The sequence below is a fragment of the Lancefieldella rimae ATCC 49626 genome, from assembly GCF_000174015.1.
GTDB lineage: Bacteria > Actinomycetota > Coriobacteriia > Coriobacteriales > Atopobiaceae > Lancefieldella > Lancefieldella rimae.
In genome coordinates this window covers 442,767-461,944 of the sequence record NZ_ACFE01000001.1, presented here as the reverse complement: position 1 = coordinate 461,944, position 19,178 = coordinate 442,767, and the positions used below count along the sequence as shown (strand labels likewise).

The 19,178-nt window shown below is 49.7% G+C and carries 20 protein-coding genes; 18 read left to right on the top strand and 2 right to left on the bottom strand.

All coding sequences use genetic code 11. The features are described from left to right. Complete coding sequence (locus ATORI0001_RS02190) at nt 1-2,022, top strand: outer membrane protein assembly factor BamB family protein (RefSeq protein ID WP_003148735.1); 2,022 nt, start codon at nt 1-3, stop codon at nt 2,020-2,022. Here ATORI0001_RS02190 and ATORI0001_RS02185 read toward each other — a convergent pair. Both ATORI0001_RS02185 and ATORI0001_RS02180 read right to left on the bottom strand, forming a co-directional pair. Next, nucleotides 2,009-2,518, bottom strand: a complete 510-nt coding sequence (locus tag ATORI0001_RS02185) for a hypothetical protein (RefSeq protein WP_040324418.1) — start codon at nt 2,516-2,518, stop codon at nt 2,009-2,011. The genes ATORI0001_RS02190 and ATORI0001_RS02185 overlap by 14 nt on opposite strands. Before the next feature lie 180 nt (nt 2,519-2,698). Continuing rightward, a complete protein-coding gene (locus ATORI0001_RS02180; RefSeq protein ID WP_003148500.1) occupies nt 2,699-3,823 on the bottom strand; it encodes a coiled-coil domain-containing protein in 1,125 nt (374 codons plus the stop codon). A 272-nt stretch (nt 3,824-4,095) separates the two neighbouring features. Between ATORI0001_RS02180 and ATORI0001_RS02175 the strand changes: the two genes are divergently transcribed. The 17 genes from ATORI0001_RS02175 to ATORI0001_RS02095 all read left to right on the top strand — a co-directional run bounded on the left by ATORI0001_RS02175 (nt 4,096) and on the right by ATORI0001_RS02095 (nt 18,894). Continuing rightward, on the top strand, nt 4,096-5,043 hold the full coding sequence (locus ATORI0001_RS02175) for an undecaprenyl-diphosphate phosphatase (RefSeq protein ID WP_040324485.1): 948 nt from the start codon (nt 4,096-4,098) through the stop codon (nt 5,041-5,043). A gap of 95 nt (nt 5,044-5,138) precedes the next feature. Beyond that, nucleotides 5,139-7,670 carry an ATP-dependent helicase gene (locus ATORI0001_RS02170; RefSeq protein WP_003148373.1) on the top strand — a complete coding sequence of 844 codons (2,532 nt, stop codon included), beginning with the start codon at nt 5,139-5,141 and terminating at the stop codon, nt 7,668-7,670. A gap of 7 nt (nt 7,671-7,677) precedes the next feature. Next, nucleotides 7,678-8,460 carry a mechanosensitive ion channel family protein gene (locus ATORI0001_RS02165; protein ID WP_003148208.1) on the top strand — a complete coding sequence of 261 codons (783 nt, stop codon included), beginning with the start codon at nt 7,678-7,680 and terminating at the stop codon, nt 8,458-8,460. A 20-nt stretch (nt 8,461-8,480) separates the two neighbouring features. Continuing rightward, a complete protein-coding gene (locus ATORI0001_RS02160) occupies nt 8,481-9,188 on the top strand; it encodes a 5'-methylthioadenosine/adenosylhomocysteine nucleosidase (protein WP_003148835.1) in 708 nt (235 codons plus the stop codon). A gap of 139 nt (nt 9,189-9,327) precedes the next feature. Beyond that, entirely contained in the window at nt 9,328-10,377 is a 1,050-nt protein-coding gene (locus ATORI0001_RS02155) for an inorganic phosphate transporter (protein WP_003148390.1), read from the top strand. Between the two features lie 61 nt (nt 10,378-10,438). Beyond that, the gene (locus ATORI0001_RS02150; RefSeq protein ID WP_003148233.1) at nt 10,439-11,059 is read left to right on the top strand and encodes a DUF47 domain-containing protein; all 621 of its coding nucleotides are present in this window, start codon (nt 10,439-10,441) and stop codon (nt 11,057-11,059) included. A 451-nt stretch (nt 11,060-11,510) separates the two neighbouring features. Continuing rightward, complete coding sequence (locus ATORI0001_RS02145) at nt 11,511-12,206, top strand: Asp23/Gls24 family envelope stress response protein (RefSeq protein ID WP_003148316.1); 696 nt, start codon at nt 11,511-11,513, stop codon at nt 12,204-12,206. 5 nt (nt 12,207-12,211) lie between these two features. Beyond that, the gene (locus ATORI0001_RS02140; protein WP_003148365.1) at nt 12,212-12,439 is read left to right on the top strand and encodes a DUF2273 domain-containing protein; all 228 of its coding nucleotides are present in this window, start codon (nt 12,212-12,214) and stop codon (nt 12,437-12,439) included. Nucleotides 12,440-12,477: 38 nt separating this feature from the next. Next, nucleotides 12,478-13,047 carry an Asp23/Gls24 family envelope stress response protein gene (locus ATORI0001_RS02135; RefSeq protein WP_003148532.1) on the top strand — a complete coding sequence of 190 codons (570 nt, stop codon included), beginning with the start codon at nt 12,478-12,480 and terminating at the stop codon, nt 13,045-13,047. A gap of 2 nt (nt 13,048-13,049) precedes the next feature. After that, on the top strand, nt 13,050-13,358 hold the full coding sequence (locus ATORI0001_RS02130; RefSeq protein WP_003148447.1) for a thiamine-binding protein: 309 nt from the start codon (nt 13,050-13,052) through the stop codon (nt 13,356-13,358). Between the two features lie 52 nt (nt 13,359-13,410). Then, entirely contained in the window at nt 13,411-13,776 is a 366-nt protein-coding gene (locus ATORI0001_RS02125) for a hypothetical protein (protein WP_003148733.1), read from the top strand. A gap of 121 nt (nt 13,777-13,897) precedes the next feature. Further along, nucleotides 13,898-14,311, top strand: a complete 414-nt coding sequence (locus ATORI0001_RS02120; RefSeq protein ID WP_003148269.1) for an EamA family transporter — start codon at nt 13,898-13,900, stop codon at nt 14,309-14,311. Between the two features lie 187 nt (nt 14,312-14,498). Further along, complete coding sequence (locus ATORI0001_RS02115; protein ID WP_003148224.1) at nt 14,499-15,263, top strand: phosphotransferase family protein; 765 nt, start codon at nt 14,499-14,501, stop codon at nt 15,261-15,263. Between the two features lie 147 nt (nt 15,264-15,410). Beyond that, nucleotides 15,411-16,019 carry a sugar O-acetyltransferase gene (locus ATORI0001_RS02110; protein WP_003148429.1) on the top strand — a complete coding sequence of 203 codons (609 nt, stop codon included), beginning with the start codon at nt 15,411-15,413 and terminating at the stop codon, nt 16,017-16,019. A gap of 168 nt (nt 16,020-16,187) precedes the next feature. Next, nucleotides 16,188-16,961: an ABC transporter permease gene (locus tag ATORI0001_RS02105; protein WP_003148406.1), complete on the top strand. Its 774-nt coding sequence runs from the start codon at nt 16,188-16,190 to the stop codon at nt 16,959-16,961. A gap of 1 nt (nt 16,962) precedes the next feature. Next, nucleotides 16,963-18,009 (top strand): ABC transporter substrate-binding protein, encoded by a 1,047-nt coding sequence (locus tag ATORI0001_RS02100; RefSeq protein WP_003148198.1) that lies wholly within the window; start codon nt 16,963-16,965, stop codon nt 18,007-18,009. Between the two features lie 9 nt (nt 18,010-18,018). Further along, nucleotides 18,019-18,894: an ABC transporter ATP-binding protein gene (locus ATORI0001_RS02095; RefSeq protein WP_003148691.1), complete on the top strand. Its 876-nt coding sequence runs from the start codon at nt 18,019-18,021 to the stop codon at nt 18,892-18,894. Nucleotides 18,895-19,178 lie beyond the last annotated feature (284 nt).

Genomic DNA, 19,178 nt, shown 5'->3' with positions numbered 1-19,178 from the left:
ATGAGAAAGAGGGTTATAACAATCCTTTTCTCTTTTGTGGTAGTGCTTTCGGTTCTACCTTTTGCAGCTTATGCAGAGACCGGCAATCTAGCTGCGAGCTACACCGAATCTTCAAAAAGCAGTGACGCAACCTCAAAAAATACGTCTCCTGACACTGAAAATACCGCTCATTCTACTGTTGCATCTGAAGGCGTGCCAACGTCTAATGATACGTCTGAGACTGAATCCGTAAATAAGGCCAAGTCTCAATCTGAGGGTGAACCTAGGGGAACCTCTGAGAGTGCACCCGAGTCTGTATCCGGGATATCCGAGCCCGCAAAGGTCAAGTCTAAAACACCCGCTGCTTCTCAGGCAGGGAGTACTCGTTTAGGAATTACGCCAACGTGGGGAGGATATCCAAACGGAAGTAATTCAGCGTTTGTTTCGTTTTTGACTCCCACGGGAAACGTACATGCTCAATGGATCCTTCCTCCCAAGACAATCGGCACATATCCATCGGTTGTTTCCCATCAGGTTATCTCTGGTGATCACGTCTACTTTGTTCGTGGAAATACGCTGTATAAAGCCCAGCGTGCAACGGGAAAGATCGTAGGCCAGGCAACGTTGGACAGCACCCTTTCCCACACGACTCGTCCGCTCGTTGTAAACGGTTTAGTGGTGGTTGCTACCGATGACGGACACCTGACGGCATTTTCGCTGGATTCGCTTGAGCGTGTGTGGCGCTCTGAGGATCTGTCCGGAGCTTCGGCATACCAGACGCTTGCAACGCTTACCGCCTCACATGACGGAACGTCTGTCGTAACGGGATTTACTCAAATGCAATCGGGGAAGGGAAGCAGAGGAGATTTCGTTTGTGTGGACCTTACCGATGGCTCTATAAAATGGGCACTTCGCGCGAGTGAAGAACAAAAATCCAGCGGTTATTGCGGCAGCGGTGCTGCGGCTGCGGGAACGGATTTCATTGTAGGAAATGAGTCGGGAGACGTGGTGCTTCTCGACGGGAAAACGGGGTCGGTAAAGTCCAAGCTGAATCTTGGGAGCTCTGTACGTGCGGGCGTGATTCCGTATCAGGTTAACTCAGAAACCGGAGACGGCACCTACATCACGGTGACCCATGACGGAACCCTTCATGTCTTTGAAAAGTGTGGAAATGAGCTTGTGGCCCGTGGCAGCGTGAAGTTTGCCGGCTCGTCTTCGTCAACTCCCACGATTGCCGGAGGAAAGGCGTTTGTGGGAGGCATGGTCGATTTGGAAGACAAAGGCCAATCCGGCGTGCTTTCCGTTATTAATTTGGATACGCTTAAAATTGAGCGCACGGTTCATGCCGGTGAAGGCGAGGTTAACGGTGCACCTCTTGTCTCACAACAGGGCGAGAAGACCTACGTCTACTTTACGGTTAACGATCCGGTTGGTGGAGTGTGGCGATATGTGCTTGGAGATTCTGACGTGTCAGGACACAATACGTCGGATTGTGACGCGCTGACGCACATATATGTTCCTGAAGATGCGTATAAGAACTTTGGGACTTCGCCTGTCATCTGCGACGCACAAGGAAACCTGTATTACACCAACAACTCAGGCACGCTCTTCTCACTTACTGCTGACAAAGAAGCTCCGCACGATACGGATAATTCTTCGGATGAGAAGAAGCCTTCGGATAATTCCAGCCAAAACAATTCCTCATCAGATGTACATGATGGCAACGCACCGTATACACCTCAGACAAAATCCGATACGGCTGGTACGGTGTCTACTCAAACTTCCGCGCGTCCTTCTCGGCAGAGTGAGTCCCACTCAACACAAGAGCCAGAAAGTGGCACGCAAGGTAATTCTCAAGAGAATCATGCGATGAATACGTCTTCTGAGACTCAGCGAAAAGGTGCGACTTCAACGGACGATTCCCAGAAAGAGGAATCGCTTCCGATGCGCGCCATTCTTGGAGGAACAACCGTAATTGCGCTTATGGGAATCTTCTCCTATTTGTTTATTTCAAATAGGAGAAGTACCTTTAGAAACGCATAAAGGGCTCTTCGTCCTGAGCCAATTCTTCAAGAAGTTCCTCGTTCAGGTCATCGAGAGTGCCGTAATCTTCATGATCTTCGTGGCCTTCGTAATCTTCGTGGTCGTAGACGGAGTCATCATGTTCGCAGTCATCGTGGCCATGGCTATGATTGTGTTCGGCTTCGTTCCACGAGTATGCGTTTGCAACGTCATCATCAAATTCAACCGTAGGAAGAGCACTTGTAATGCTGCAAAGACCGTCTCCGGCGGGCATAATTTTTTGCCATTGCATAATGAGTGGGTTTGATGGAATCTCAGGCAGCTCGACTATCGAATCAAGATAAATTTCCTGAGCGCCATCAAGCAAATCCGACACTTTGCTCACTTCAAAGAGATGCTCGGAAAAGAGCTCCAAGGCCTCTTCGGTACTTTGAGCTTCCACAAGGCAGGGCATAAGACAGTAGTTGTCCTTATCGTCATTTGTATCGTTATAGCTAAAATTGCCGACATAAATCATACGTACCCCCATCTGTTAAACGTACTCCCTTAGAGTGTATGGCATAACGTGGGGAAGTTGGTTGGAAAAGTAAGTTAAGCGGTAAACGGAGCGGCCGAGCGGTATGCGTGGCACCTACGCGGCACGCAGGGTAGCCGAGTGAGGCGTGGATGCCGAACGGTAAACAGAACGGCCGACCTATCAAATCATGTTCATATTGGCTTGAACGGCCGAATACCAGCCATTGGGGTTTGCGGGATTGTATTTTGCCGCACCTGAATACGTGAGGTAGCCGCCATATCCACTGGCGAGTCCGGCAACGTGGGCCCAAATTGCTTCTTCCCAAGATCCCCAGCTGGAAGAGCCCCAGCCCCATGCGCTGTGCGGTCTGAAGCAATAGGCTCCCTTGGTGCTCTCGACGGCAGAAATTGCAGGCGAGAAGCGCGGATCAACACCGTACTCCCATGCGGCTTCCGCAAACGTTGAGCCATATCCCGCTAAGGGCGACCCTGAAAGATATGCATCAATTCTGCCGCTCCACTTTGAAACAAAAGCACTCTTTCCATCCGACCAATCAACGGAGCCGGAAGGATTGGAAGAATGAGATGAATCAGAAGAGTTATCAGAAGAGTTATCAGCGGAGTTATTAGACGAGTTGTCGGAAGGTGCTACATAGCCGGTCTGCTGACCTGATGCGTTGGTGAAGGTGTTGTTAGACTCCTGAGCTTTTTTCTGCGCTTCAGCAATGGCAGCTTCTTCTTGAGCCTTCTCTGCTGCGCGCTGCTCTTCCATTTGTTTTTGCAACGCATTACGGGCATCAACGGCCTCTTGTAGCGCCTCAGAGGCGGCCTGCTTTTGCTTTTCAGCTTCGGCCATCTGAGCGTTGAGATCTTTTTTGGTGGCATCAAGTTCGTTTGAGAGATTGACCAAGTTATTAATGGTTTCGGTATTGCGATTTGAGATGATATTGAGGTATTGCAGAAGTGAAATCAGATCATTGAAGTTGTCGGTCGATAAAATCAAATCAATAATGCCAAGAGAGCCCTGTTGCATCCGATAGGTATTTGCGATAGATGCCGCAGCTCTTGAGCGTTGCTCCGGAAGCTGGTTTTCAATTTCCTTGATACGGGCCTCATTGTCTTGAATCTTTTGCTGCAAGTCAGCGACCTGATTGGTTGCGTTGTTGTAGTCGTTGTTGCTCTTCTCGATATTTGCCTGAAGATCTTCGAGAGACTCGGCATACGCCGTGTAAGGCATAGCAACAAGAGAAACGGAAAGAATACATACAAGTGTAAGGGCAAACACAGAACCTTTGATGCCGTGCATCCTATTGCTGTGTGCCCTATGTTGTCCAAAACTCAAAATACGATACCTCCGCGATTGGGGTTTGCATGCGTGGGTGCGCAATGACCTCTTCTCCGCTCGTGCGAGGGTATCAAGTTTACACGTTTTGAGGGGTATTTTGCAAGAATTGCAGGTGAGAGCAGTGCTTTGGAGCGTTCAAGGTCGGCTATAGGAAAATCCATACGGGGTATCTATAAAGCAGATTTCATGTCGAGAAGAACTCGTACTTGTCGGTACTTACGCTTTGCGCGATGATGTACAAACAAAACGAAAGGGGAGTTGTGGAAGTTTTTAATCTTATCGTATCTGCAGTATATGGAATTGTTGAGGGTATAACGGAATGGCTACCCATCTCCTCGACCGGGCACATGCTGCTTTTGAATAGATTTGTGCCGCTGAGTGTGTCTGCTGACTTTTGGGATATGTTTGTCGTGGTGATTCAGTTTGGAGCAATCCTTGCCGTGTGTGCCATCTTTTTCCATAAACTCAATCCCTTCTCGCCTCATAAAACAAAAGAAGAGCGTCGTTGCACGTGGAAGTTGTGGGCAAAGGTCGTGGTGTGTTGTATTCCAGCTGCGGCAGTCGGCATTCCCTTGGATAATTTTATTGAAGAGCGCTTGGGCAGCCCGTATGTCATTGCTTCAACTCTTATTTTATATGGCTTGATCTTTATCCTTTTGGAGGCACATCGCGAGAAGGTCGCCAAGGCAGCTCCTGTTGTGCAGCCTCACGGAAAGCACATGCGCCTCTCTGAAGATACCGTAGTAAAGCGTCGCAGTGCCGATGAACAGGCACGTGTTGTTGACATTGATGCGCTGGATTGGAAGACGGCGTTTGGCATCGGCCTTTTTCAGGTGCTGTCCATCATTCCGGGAACATCGCGTTCCGGAGCTACCATCATTGGCGGCTTGGTGCTTGGATGTTCGCGCTCGGTTGCGGCTGAATTCACGTTTTTCTTGGCAATTCCTACGATGGTAGGTGCTTCGGGTTTGCGCTTGGTAAAGTTTTTCTTAAAGGGAAATTCGTTTACCTCACCTGAAATTGCAATTCTTGCGGTTGGCTGTGTGGTGGCTTTTGTGGTGTCTCTGGGCGTTGTCCGAGCCCTTATGGGGTACGTGCGTAAACACGACTTTAAGCCGTTTGGCGTGTATCGCATCATCTTAGGTATTGCGGTTATCGCATACTTTGCCTTGTTTGCATAACGGCTTTCAAAAAGAATTGTTGTCCGCGCTTAGCGCTACACTCGTATTCTATTGAGTGTCCTACTGAGTTTCTCCACGGATGTAATTGGAGCACTATGTCTGATGCGTCACAGCTAGATCTTTTTTCCGCCAATCCCTCGCGCCTGAGTCTTCAAGATCTTAACGCCGCTCAGCGTGAAGCGGTGTTGGCTACCCAAGGACCGCTTTTGGTGCTTGCCGGAGCAGGTTCAGGCAAAACGCGCGTGCTTACCTATCGCATTGCGCATATGATTGCCGATGAAGGCGTGCGCCCCTGGCAGATACTTGCGATTACGTTTACCAATAAGGCCGCAGCCGAGATGCGCGAGCGTCTGGGTACGCTTCTTCCCGGAGGCACACGTGGTATGTGGGTATGCACCTTCCATGCCATGTGCGTACGTATGCTCAGAGAAGACTCTGAGGCCGTAGGCTTTGGCCCCAACTTTACCATCTATGATGACGACGATTCCAAGCGTCTGGTAAAGGCTATTATGGCCGATTTGGATATTGACGTTCGCCAGTTTCCCATGGCTTCTCTGAGATCAAAGATAAGCGCCGCAAAAAACGCACTCATCACGCCAGACGATATGGAGCAGGCGGCATCTTCACCTGCTGATTATGTTGCCGTTCGTGTGTATCGGGCCTTGCAAAGCCGCCTGAAGCGGGCGGAAGCCATGGACTTTGACGATCTTCTCGTTAAGGCGTTTGAATTGCTTTCCAAAAATCCCGCTATTTTGGATGCGTATCAGGAGCGATTCCGCTATATCAATGTTGATGAGTATCAAGATACCAACGGCGTTCAGTATGCAATTACCAATCTTTTAGCATCAAAGTATAAAAATCTTATGGTTGTAGGAGATGACGACCAGTCCATTTACTCCTGGCGTGGTGCTGATATCAAAAATATCCTAGCATTTGAGGGAGACTATCCAGACGCTCATGTAGTCAAACTCGAGCAGAACTACCGTTCAACGGGGCATATTCTGGGAGCGGCAAATGCGGTTGTCGCCCACAATGCACACCGAACCGAGAAGAAGCTTTTTACCAATGAAGGTGACGGCGAGAAGATCTGCGTGTATCGCGCGGCAGACGAGCGTGATGAGGGTCGTTGGATTGGCTCGGAAATTGAAAAACTTCATGACGGGGGAACTTCCTACGACGACATTGCCGTCTTTTACCGTACCAACGCACAGTCCCGTATTCTTGAAGATATGCTGCTCAGAGCAGGCGTTCCGTATAAGATCGTAGGCGGCACGCGATTCTTTGATCGGGCTGAAATCCGAGATGTCATGGCGTATCTGAAGGTTATTCTCAATCCTGACGATGATGTGGCAGCGCTTCGTGTGGTCAATACGCCTCGACGCGGTATCGGCTCCACGAGCATTTCCAAAATTCAGAAATTTGCCCTCGACAATCAGCTGTCGTTTTTTGCTGCGTGCGAAGCGTGCATTGCTGAAGAAGGCCTACTTTCTGCCAAGGTTCGTAACTCGCTTGCGGAGTTTACGGGGACCATTGAGGCTGGTCGCACGATAGACGGAGAGCTTGACGAAGTCATTGAGGCAATAGTCGATCGATCGGGCCTTATCCGTGCATATGAGGCGGAGCATACCATGGAGGCCGATGGCCGCATTGAGAATATCCGCGAGTTCTTTAGTGTTGCCGCTGAGTTTGATGAGACGCACGATGACATAGCAGAAACACTTGAGAGTCTCCAACAACTTCGCGCGGCGGGTGCTTTGGATGGCGGAGATGCGCAAACGGCCGATGTGGCTTTCTACGCGGCAGACGTCAGTGTGACGGTTTCCAGCCCGACGGGTGCCAGCGAAACGGTTTTTGATACGGCGGGTGCCAGCGGAACGGTTTTTGATGCGGCGGCATATGGCGCTCCCGACTATCCTTCCGTGGCTGCTCAGAAGCTGCCGGCGTTTATGGAATGGCTGGCACTCCGTTCAGATCTGGACAGCCTTGCGGGATCAACCTCTGCCGTAACGCTTATGACCATTCACTCCGCAAAGGGTCTTGAATTTCCGGCCGTCTTTGTGGCGGGGATGGAAGAGACCATATTCCCGCACATCGCTTCCGATACGGGCTCAGCACATTTGGAGGAGGAGCGGCGTCTTGCCTACGTTGCCATTACGCGCGCACGCAAAAAACTCTACCTTACCTATGCTTCCACACGACGTATGTACGGATCCACACAGGCAAATCCCGTATCTCGCTTCATTTCGGAAATTCCTTCTGAACACGTGAGAGCCATAGGCATCGGTTCGTCGGATTTTTTGGGCATCGGCTGGGAAAAACGAGGGGACCGTCACGGTACGTTTGGCTCAGGTCGTGGCTCAGAGGTATACGGTGGCAATGTTTTTGGTTCACGGACACGCTCGACCGGCGGTTCCTCTACGACTTCTTCGTCGTTTGCACCGATACAAAAAGACCCTGTACGTGCAAAAGTAACATTTGAGGCGGGGGATCAGATCTCCCATAAAACCTTTGGCCCGGGGATTGTACTTTCAGCGGAAGGCGATACCATTGAGGTTAAGTTTACTCGGACGAATAAGATTAAAAAGTTGATGAAAGGCTTTGCACCCATCGTCAAAATAGAAAGTTAGGGTAAGGATGCTCTCCGATACGAATCAGACAATTCTCGGTCTTGCACCTGCAGACTTTTTCTATCGCGTTGTATTTCTCGCCACGGTTTTTGTCATTGCGCTCATCATTGAGCACCTGGTAATTCGCGTGTCGAGAAGAGCCTTGGATGCTTCACGGATTCCTTCGGCTTCAATCTTTCTTAACGTCATCCGAAGCATTATCTGGATGTTTGCCATCCTGTCCGTATTGCAGCCCGTCTTTGGCATACAGCCGACTGCCTTTGTTACGGCATTGGGCGTAACCTCCATTGCTCTGTCGTTTGGTTTGCAAGACACCGTTTCAAACCTTATTGGCGGACTTGGTTTAATGCTGGCGGGAGTCATTAAACCCGGCGATCATGTAACCATAGGGGATATTTCCGGTGAGGTGACGGATATAAACTGGCGTTCAACCATTGTGCGCGAGCGTACCGGCCGGATTCAGATTATCCCCAATTCGGTGTTGAATAAAACCGCGTTTACACACCGAACCCGTTGGGCAATCACAGACGTTGCCGTGCCTGTTTTGGTAAAGCCTACGGCAGATCTTGATGTGGTCACGAAAGAGATTATCGAGGTTGCTCAAGAGTTACTTACCGAAAGTCTTGACCTTACGTTTCCGATTGAAGTTCGGTTTGAGAGCATTACGAACGTGGGCGTTCAGGCTCTCGTTCACCTTCACATCAGAGATTCGGTACAGGCAGAACCCGTGGCAGACAAGCTCGTGCGTGCTCTCGTCGGGCGTTTGTGGCTTGCGGGAGTGGAGTCCTAGCGTGAGAAGTGGAGCCTCGCATGAAAGTTGGAATTATTGGCGCCATGAAAGAAGAGGTTGCTCTTCTCGTGCGCACTATGTCGTCTGAGCGTGTCGTATCTGTGGCTGGAAGAAATTTTTACGAAGGAAGTATCGGAGACACGGCCGTTGTGGTGGTGCAATCAGGCATTGGCAAGGTTAATGCAGCACTGTGCACACAGATTCTCGTTGACCGCTTTGAGATTGATTGCGTCATCAATACGGGTATTGCGGGGCTTCTCGTTGATGATCTTATTGTGGGAGATGTCGTGGTGTCGTCTGATTGTGTGCAACACGACATTGACGTGCATACACTGGGATATCCACAAGGTCAGATTCCCGGTATTGCAACGTTTTCATTTCCAGCGGACACGGGACTTTGCAAGCAGGCGCTTGACGCGGTGGAAAAAGTCGCTCCCTATATAAAGGCAATGCAGGGGAGAATTGTATCGGGTGATGAGTTTGTTGCAGATGCGTCAAAGGCAGAGGAGCTCAAAAAATTCGGAGCGCTCTGCTGCGAGATGGAAGGCTCGGCTATCGCACAGGTTGCATGGCTCAACGACCTTCCGTTTGTGATTGTACGGCTTATGTCTGACAAGCCGGGAGTGTCGTCTCAGCTTGATTATGCGACTTTTGAAAGAACCGCTTCGCAAAGGTGTGCTGAGATAGTTTTGCAGATGGTCAAGCAGCTTTCGTATATGGATAACTGAGCAATGTTGCCGATACGACTTTCTTCAACTTGGCAAGACGTAGACAACTACTTCGGCAGACGGTAGTATTTTCTCGCTAAACGTTGTCTATTTCGTTTATTATGAGAAGGACAGAGCAGGAGTACTGGAGAGGTACCGAATGATTACCTTTGGACGCTTCCTCGACATGATTGTGGCAAATCCGTTTCTTGCCGTTGTCATTGTCCTTATTTTCGGTTGTATTTTTGTGAACGGTGCCACTGATGCGGCAAATGCCATTGCTGAGTCTGTCGGTACCCGTTCTATTAAGGTTAACAATGCTATTGCCATGAGTGTTATCTGCAACTTTGTGGGTCTTGTGGTTATGTGTATTGTTTCTACCGCGGTTGCGGACACCATCATTGGTATGGTCGATTTTGGAACCGACTATCACCAGGCATTGATTGCGCTTGCAGCGGGCTGCGTCGGTATTGTGACCTGGGCGGTGGGTGCATGGGCACTTGGTATTCCCACTTCAGAGTCGCACGCTCTTATCGCCGGTCTTACGGGAGCAGCTTTGGCGCTCCACGGCAATTTCGATGCAGTGAATTGGGATGAGTGGAGTAAGGTCATCATTGGTCTTATCTTCTCAACTATTTCCGGCTTTATCGCCGGTTGGGTGATTGTCAAAATCATTCATGCAACCTGCAAAAACGTCAACAGAAAACACGCCGATAGCACGTTTGGCCATCTTCAAGTGCTGGGTTCGGCGTTTGTTGCCATGATGCACGGAGCGCAGGATGGACAGAAATTTTTGTCTATCGCTATGCTCGCTATTGCACTTTCCGCCGGTGCGGGAACCTCCGGCACCGAGGTGTTTCCTTTATGGTTACAGGTAGTGTGCGCCGGGCTTATGGCATTTGGTACTGCCATCGGGGGTCGCCGCATTATTAAAAAAGTAGGCATGGAGATGGTAAAACTTGAGCGCTACCAAGGCTTTGCCGCTTCCATCTCTGCCGCAGCCTCCCTGCTTTTGTCTACACTTACCGGACTTCCTGTTTCCACTACTCACACCAAGATGACCGCCATGATGGGAGCCGGTGCTGCCAAAAATACACGTTCAGTAAATTGGGGCGTTGCAAAGGATATGGTACTTGCGTGGGTCTTTACCTTTCCGGGTTGTGGGCTTATCGGGTATTTGTTTGCAAAGCTGTTTTTGATGCTGTTCTAATCTGCACAATTGTTTGAGGTAAAAGATTGTCTCGTTAAGCTGAATTATATTGGAGGATTGTATGTTCGGTGAGCCTAAAGAAGATATTTTTTATACGTTGTTTAAGGAATTTGGGGCAAAGATTGTCGAGACGGCGGAGGAGTATTCAACCATTCTCGATGGGTACCCCGAGACGGCGGCTCGTATCCCACAGATGAAGGTCTATGAACGTGAATGCGACGAAAAAGTCCAGCGCATCATGAAAGAACTCTACTCCTCTTTTGTCACTCCTTTTGAGAGAGAAGATATCTCTGATCTTGCGCTTGGTCTTGATGACATTGTCGACGGCATGAATTCCGTATCCGAGCGCCTTGACCTATTCAATGTTGACGAGTTCCGCAAAGAAGGCGCACAGCTTGCCGAGCTCACTCTCCGTGCGTGCATTACGGTCAAAGAGATGCTGGACCATTTGGCTGACTATAAGAAAGACCCCATCGTGATGGAGAAAGCAATCGCTGTTGGTCACGTTGAAGATGAGGGTGACCTTGTGTACCATAACGCTCTTTCTCGTCTCTTCCGCGATGAGATGACTGGCCGTGAGACCGTTGCATGGTTGCGTATTTTTGACCGTATGGAGCAAGCGCTCGACTCCTGCGATAAAGCAGCAGGTATTGTGCGTTCAGTGGTTATGAAGAACGCGTAGGTCAGATCTTACGTAGGTCAGATCTTAGCGAGAAGTGCTGCTAAGTTTTGAAGCACAGTTCATGCGGTTCAAAGGCATAACTCAAAGGTGTGCTCAACGGCATAGCTCAAAGGCGTGGCTCAAAGCCAGGGTTGTGATGTACTTTTTTGAAGCTGTGATGTACTTTTCTGCTTCAAAAACCAGTGCTGTGATGTAGATATGACGAGAAAATCGCTCTTTTCGCCATGAAAAACTACATCACAGCTTTTCAAAACTACATCACAGGTCGTAAGAGTCACCCTGTGGATTGAGTGAGCCGTTTCATGGTTTCCAAAATCCAGTCAAAACTTGTTAAGTTGGCCTAAAGTGTTTTGCCCATACGATGAAGCAAGCGCGATGAAGCAAGCGTGATGGAGTAAACTTATACAAAAGCCGATTCCGGTAGAAAAAGCTGATTCCGGTGGGAGGTTTCATGAACGGTTTCAAGAGGTTTTGTCTCGTTATATTTGCGTTAGCAGGGGGCGCATCTCTTGCAGGGCTTACTCTTACATGGTTTGGTCCATGGACTGAAATTGCATCAAATCTTTTGCTCAATGAGGTGTACCTTATTGCACTTCAAGTGTGCATGATTATTTCGGTTGCCGGGTTTACCGTGTGTCTTTTGATGGGCTTGTTCTCTCGAAATATTCACTCACTCACGGTTGCAACCCTTGACGGAGGAGTTATTTCCGTGACGCGCGATGCCATTGTTTCACAGGCTAAAAGTGCCGTTGCCGCTGAAGGAGATTGCCTTTGCGATCGCGTGCGAGTAGATATTACCCGCGGCAATCGTGTGCGGGTATCGGTACGAGTAATACCTCAGGAGGCACTTGACGTTACCGAAGTCGGCCCACGTCTTCACAGCCAACTTGAAACTTATTTGGCAGCAGTGTGTGGAGATACGGTGGCTTCCATTAATATAGCGTTTGTGGACGGTGCGAATTTCTCGCCACGAGAAGACCTATCGGAAGAGAATTCACCAGAAGAGACAGCGGATTCTTCCGATAAAAAACGTAATACTGAGGTGTCTGGTCAGCCTATGGTTTCAGCAGATTCGTCATCTGAGATTAGGGTCTCTATGACAGCGGAGCATGGTGGATCCGAGACTTCAATTTCCGAGGAGGCGTAAGGCCTATGAATACGATTCAGGCATGGATTCATGATCATTTCCCCGGTCACGAAAACGCCTTTATTGGTGGCGTGTGCGGCCTGCTGACGGCTATTCTCTTCTTTAATTTGGGCTTTTGGCGGACATTAATTTTGATAATCTTGGTTATTGTCGGTGTAGCTATCGGCCAGATATTCGATGGTGCTGCAACGCTCATTACAAAGTTTCGCGAGTTCTTTTCTGATCGTCGTTGATGTGTCATTAATGTTTTGTTAACCGGTGAGGAGTTTTCATGGCTGATGAGACCGTTGGTACCGAGATTGTACCCGCAGATGAGACCGTCTTTGCAGATATTACAAAAGATCCGAACGCAAATCCGAGTGCTGAGCTTACAGATACCCAAGCTCAGCCTGATACTGAGCTCGCAGATGAGGATTCCCTAACGTTTTCCGATGGGGTTATAGAAAAGATCGCCGCCCTTTCTCTCAGGGAAGTAGACAATGTGGTGGGAGCTCGTGGCAACTGGCTTAACCGCGTACAAGATGTACTTGGTGCAACTGATGCCGCTAAGGGCGTGAGTGTTGAAGTGGCTCGTGAAAATGCGGTGCGCATTAGTATTTCGGTTCTTATCCGCTTTGGCGCATACGCTCCCCAGGTTTTCGAAGACGTGAAGCAGGCGGTGTCGGCTCAGGTTACGAGTATGACAGGTCTTGAAGTTGCCGGCATCAATTTGCGTATTGAGGATGTCCTGACAGAAGAAGAGTACGAGCGGATGCGAGGTTCTGAGAAAGCGGGAGAAGAACCGGCAAAAGATGCAACGAAAGATGCCATAAAAGAGGCAACAAAAGAATCCCAGGAGTAGGTATGAATTGTTCAGTTGCCATTCAGTATTTGCCGATGGACGCTTCTTCCGATGAAGAGACGTGTCGTATCGTTGATGAGGTTATTGGCTATATTGCGAGTACCGGCGTGGAGTATTTTGTCGGACCATTTGAGACAGTCATTGAGGGCAGCTATGATCTTTGCATGGAGGTACTCAAGAACTGTCAGCTTATTGGCGCGAAGGTGGGCTGTACTCACGTTATGACATACGCCAAGATTAACTTCAAGTCAGAGGGTGACGTTATGACTACTGAGCATAAGATTGGAAAATATCATCCTGAGGGGTACTAATTTGTAAAACCTTGGTTCTTAAGGGTTTGTCAAAATGAGGCAGGGTGATCCTATGGTTGTCGCTCTTATAGGAAGCACTTTATTCGGAATTGTTTTTATCATTATTGGCGTATGGCAGATGAAAACAGGAAGCGTCAGCTTGTTGCACGATTACCATACCGTGTGCGTTTTACCTGCCGATAAACCAAAACTTGCATGGAGAACCGGAATTGACGAGGTTGTTATAGGAATTCTTGTTGCTGTGGGAGTTCCGTTTGTTGCATGGACTCAGATATCTTTTTCTGAGCAGAATTCACTTGCCTATTATGTTGCCGGTATAGCATTTACTGTGTTTCTTTTTATTCCAATTATCGATACGTTACGAGCAATCAAAAAATATAATGGCTCAATTTTTGGGACCAAACCGCCGACGGTTTGATTGAGGGTGAGAGGTTTGACTGGTTTTATAGCAAACTCACATAGTGTGCTTGCGAGTAATCATATGGAGCCTGAATTTCATGCATTCTAAAATTTCTTTTCAGAGGGGAAGCCGATCGAATATGTGGCTTGTGTTTGCTCTGGGTTCAGCAATTTTTGCGGCTCTGACATCGATTCTCGCAAAGATCGGAATTGACGGTGTGAATTCCAATCTTGCAACTGCCATTCGTACCGTCGTGGTAGTCGCAATGGCGTGGGGTATTGTTTTTATGACGGGTGCGCAGAATGGGATGAGCTCGATAAGCCCTAGAAGCTGGCTCTTTTTGATTCTCTCAGGTCTTGCAACGGGAGCTTCGTGGCTCTGCTATTACTATGCGCTTAAAATTGGCCGTGCAACAGATGTGGTGCCGGTGGATAAACTTTCTGTGGTGATTACCTTGGCACTTGCTGCGGTGTTGCTTCATGAGCAACTGACTTTAAAGTCTGTCTTCGGAGCTGCTCTCATTACGGTAGGAACGTTAGTGATGGTAGTCTAGTGGATATAACGGTCACAGTTTCCGTTTACGACATAATGAACCCCGTTCAGCCGTCTCACCGCCCGTTCTTCTCGCCATAACGGAACTATTGGGGGAAAATAGGGGGGTGACTAGAGGAGGCACATGCATCCCTAGCCTCCAGACTTGGAGTTTGCACGTATCGGCTTTGCAAGAGGAGGGCTTGGCTATGGAACTATCCAAGGAGAAGAAGGTTATCGTTGAGCGTCATAACAAGGTTGTATATGACAACGGCGATACCGTCGTAAAGGTTTTTAATGGCAGCAAACCCGCGGCAGACATTCTTAATGAAGGTTTGAATCTTGCTCGGGCAGAGCAAGCGGGCATTAACGTTCCAACGTTGACGGAGATTAGCAAAGTGGGGAATAGCTGGGCTATCGCTACGCTTAAGGTGGAAGGCCCCACCCTTCGTCAGCTGCTCAAAGATCATCCGGAAAAGACCGATGAACTTTTGGATAAGTTTGTCGATCTTGAACTTTCAGTCCACGCGCATCGCTCCGCGCTCCTTCCGCGCCAGAGGGATAAGTTTGCGCGTATGATTAACAGCATCCCCGACGTGCTCGCCGAAGATGCTCGCTATGAGCTTTTGATGAAGCTTGACGGCATGAAGAATCACGCGAAGGTCTGCCACGGCGATTTTGTCCCGTCAAACGTTATTATTCCCGAGAAGGGCGAGCCGGTCATTGTGGACTGGGCTCATGCTACCCAGGGCAATGGCGCTGCCGATTGCGCTACCACCTATTTGCGCCTGCTGCTCAACGATGAGAAAGAACTTGCCGAGAAGTACATCGCTAAATACTGTGAGAAACAGGGCTGCACACGCGAATATGTGAACGAATGGATGGGCATTGTTGCAGCAGCTGAGCTTGCCCGCGGTCGTGTGCATGAGACGGAGTTTTTGCTCCGCTGGGTAAACGTGTACGACGGTATGTAGGCTGGTTGGTGGCGTATACGCTGACCGGGGTATTGTGGGCTGACCTACGCACATACGCTGGTTTTGCGACAGCCAAAGCTTGTGAAGGATGTCTTTACGGGATGCATTGATTGGTGCATCCCGTTTTTTTGAAGTAAAGGAGATCTTGTGTCGGAAAAGTCTATGTTTGAACGAATGTCTGCGGGTGAATGGTATGGAGAGAAACCTGATGCAGAACTGAGCCGAGCATTCTGGCGCGCAAAAGACTTGGTGTGGGGATTTAATCAGATGCGTCCGAGCAATCGGGATCACGGGACAGAGATCCTTACGAGCCTTTTTGGTCATCTTGGCAAACATTCAACCGTTTTGGCGCCTCTTTATGTGGATTATGGCAGTAATACCTCGCTTGGGAACGGATGCTTTGTAAATCACGATGCGTATTTCATGGATTGTGTACCAATTTCCATTGGTGACGACGCTTTTATCGGCCCACATTTCAAAGCGTACACCGCACAGCATCCCCTTGATACTGAAGAGCGCAATCTTCGTATAGAGCGCGCCCTGCCCATTACCATTGGCGATGGCTGTTGGTTTGGCGGAAACGTGACGGTGCTGGGTGGTGTAACCATCGGCAATGGTTGCGTGATTGGAGCAAACAGTCTGGTCACCAAGGACATTCCTGCAGGATATCTTGCCATGGGATCTCCTGCGCAGCCGGTTCGCAAAATTACCAAGAAGGATCGTGTCGGTCTGAAAGAACTTTTTGGTTTAGAGTAGCAAATCGTGCTACACTCAAAAAGAAGCGGGGAGCTGGCGCACGCCGGCTGAGATAAGATCCATTGCGATTTTGACCCGGAGCAGACTCTGCTCATACCTGATCTGGATAATGCCAGCGTAGGAATCATGTCATCTCATGTCCGCGCGGCGGTTTTGAGAGGAGATGACATGACAAAATTAAAACGAGTGCTTCTGCCGGCATTAACCATTGTGGTATTGCTTGTGCTTTGGCAAATTGTCGTTGTGCTAAACATCGTTCCAAACTACCTTGTACCGTCTCCTTACCAAGTTTTTCTCGCACTTATACGAGACGCAGGTCTTCTCGCGTCCCACACGTTGGTGACGCTTGAAGAATCGCTTTTGGGTCTTGCGATTGGTGTGGTCATAGGTTTTGTAATTGCGGTGTTGATGGATCGTTTTGAAGGCCTCTACCACGCATTTTCTCCGCTTATTACGGTGTCGCAAACTATTCCCGTGGTGGCTATTGCGCCACTTTTGGTGCTCTGGATGGGGTTTGGGATTTTGCCGAAGGTGGTTCTCGTGGCAATATCCACCTTTTTCCCTGTGACCGTGGCGCTTATATCGGCCTTTCGGTCAGTTGACTCCGATGTGATTGATCTTATGCGGACTATGGGAGCGCACCGCGTGCAGATTTTCCGTCATGTCAAACTTCCTGCTGCTGCTCGTCAGTTTTTTTCGGGATTGCAGATCAGCGTGACATATGCCGTAATTGGGGCGGTCATTGCGGAGTGGCTTGGCGGAGATATGGGCCTTGGCGTGTACATGACGCGCGTGCGAAAAGCCTTTGCCTACGATCGGATGTTCGCGGCTATCGTAGTGGTTTCTGCACTTTCTCTGCTGTTGATGTGGTTTGTTGGCCTCCTCAAAATGCAGCTTATGCCATGGGACAAACAGAGCAAAAATAAAGTGAAAGGGGAATAACATGAATCGTCGTTTTCGCACCGGGACTCTTTCGCGCAAAAACTTCCTGCGCGCGATGGGCTTCTCGGCAGCCGGGCTTCTTGCTTCGGGATGTACGCCTGAACAACCAAAGGCTCCAGTGGGCGAGAAGAACAATTCGGTCGAGCATGCCAAGATTACGTTTGTGCTGGACTACACGCCGAATACCAACCATACCGGTATCTACGTTGCACAGGAAAAAGGTTTCTTCAAAAACCACGGCCTTGAGGTTGAGATTCAGCAGCCTCCTGCGGACGGTGCCGATGCGCTGATTGGTTCAGGCGGCGCACAGATGGGTGTCTCGTATCAAGATTTTATCGCCAATAACCTCGCTTCCGAGCATCCGCTTCCGTATACTGCCGTGGCGGCCATTATTCAACATAACCTCTCGGGTATTATGAGCCGCAAGGATGACGGCATCACTCGTCCACGCGAGATGCAAAACCATACATACGCAACATGGAATCTTCCCGTTGAGCAGGCAACGGTTAAGTCTGTGGTTCAGACTGACGGTGGAGACCCTGAAAGCATCAAGATGGTGCCGTATGAGGTTGACGATGAAGTTTCGGGACTTAAAGCCAATATGTTTGATACCGTGTGGGTCTACGAGCAGTGGGCGGTCCAAAACGCTGAGGTACAGGGCTTTCCCTACAACTATTTCTCGTTCCAGTCGATTGATCCGGTTTTTGACATCTATACGCCGGTCATTGCTGCCAACGACGCGTACATGAAGGACAATCCCGGAGCGGTGAAGAGCTTTCTTGCTGCAGTTAAAGAGGGCTATGAATATGCCGTTTCCAATCCCGGGGACGCGGCCGATATTTTGTTGAAGGCAGTTCCCGAGCTTGACCATGATTTGGTGCATACAAGCCAGAAGTTCTTGGCATCAAAATATATTGACGACGCAGAGAGCTGGGGCGTAATTGACAAAGACCGCTGGTCAAAGTTTTATCAGTGGCTCAATGATCAAAAGCTCCTTGACAAGCAAATTGACGTTGCAGCAGGATTTACCGTTGACTATCTGAAGTAAGTGAGCGACATGGGATTGGCTAAAACGGCAACGACGGCGACATCGCCGGCGGCGACGGCAGCAACATCTACCACACTCGCCCTTGAAGCTCGGCATCTTGCGCTTGCCTGGGGAGATGGTCGAGAAGTTGCCCGTAACATCAGCCTTGCGATTGCCCCCGGTGAGCTGTGCTGTTTGGTCGGTCGCTCCGGTTGCGGAAAGACAACGCTTTTACATGCGCTTGCGGGGCTTCTTGTGCCGCAATCGGGTTCGGTGCTTTTGCATGGCGAAGACGTAACGGGCACACCGGGACGCATTGGCTACATGCTTCAGAAGGACCTGCTTTTGCCACACAAGCGCATCGTGGACAATGTTGCGCTTCCGTTGGTGCTCCAGGGTGTTTCTCGACAAGAAGCCCGCGTGCGAGCTCAAGAATTACTGGCACGCATGGGTTTGGGGGAAGTGGCGCAGAGCTGGCCTTCCGAGCTTTCGGGCGGCATGCGACAGCGTGCGGCTTTCTTGCGCACCAGCCTGACGGGAACCGATGTGATTCTCTTGGACGAGCCCTTCTCGGCACTTGATGCGCTTACACGGCGAGAAATGCGTGAGTGGCTTATGTCCGCGGTGGCTGAGATGAACATGTCTGCGCTGGTTATCACCCATGACGTGGATGAAGCGGTTTCCATGGCGTCGCATATTTTTGTGATGCGGGGAAATCCTGCACAAGGCGTTGTGACGGAAATCGTGGGCGAGGTTACGCCACAGCGGTCTCGGCAGCACTCCACTTCAGAGGGCAATTTTGCTGATGCTCCGAATGGCGTTGATTCAGAAACCTCTCCTGTGGAATTTGAGCTGACCGATGAGTTTTTGGCAGCAAAGCGAGAGGTACTGAGGTTGTGTTTGTAAGTGCGTTTGTAATCTGGTGTTGCCAGGTTGGCGCTGCCCAAATAGCGCCGCTAGGTTAGCGCTGCCGGAACAGCGCTGCCAAAATGACGCCAAGTTGGGTCGTCATAATAGCGCTGCCAAACTTGCTGCAAGTTGGGCACGATTAACCAAACTTGCAGCAAGTATGGTTCATATATACCAAACTTGCGCCAAGTATGGCAGTTCAAGCCATACTTGGCGCATTTCTGGCAGCACTACAAAGTTTCGGCAGCACTGGCACTTTCGACAGCTCTGCAAAAGAGCAA